Origin of the sequence: Bartonella sp. AP58NXGY, assembly GCF_042195785.1 — a bacterium.
Classification (GTDB): domain Bacteria; phylum Pseudomonadota; class Alphaproteobacteria; order Rhizobiales; family Rhizobiaceae; genus Bartonella.
The window spans coordinates 400-645 of record NZ_JBHIOY010000312.1 but is presented as its reverse complement, the minus strand read 5'-3'; the positions used below and the strand labels follow the sequence as shown (position 1 = coordinate 645).

The 246-nt window shown below is 41.1% G+C and carries 1 pseudogene; it reads left to right on the top strand.

Features of this window, described 5'->3' with window-relative positions:
- A pseudogene (locus ACFINC_RS11120) lies at nt 1-246 on the top strand (3-oxoacyl-ACP synthase); the annotation flags it as partial.

The following is a 246-nucleotide window of genomic DNA, read 5'->3' as shown; positions in this document are numbered from 1 at the left end:
AGCCATGGATTTGCTTTTGATATTCAAGCTGTTTGCTCTGGTTTTATTTTTGCTTTAACAACAGGAGATTCTTATTTACGCTGTGGAGCCGCTAAAAGAATTTTAGTGATTGGGTCCGATACATTTTCTCGAATTTTAGATTGGGAAGACCGTACAACATGTGTTTTGTTTGGTGATGGTGCGGGGGCTGCTGTTTTGGAAGCGCAAGAAGTTGAAAGGCAAGGTGCTTTTGAGCGTGGTATATTG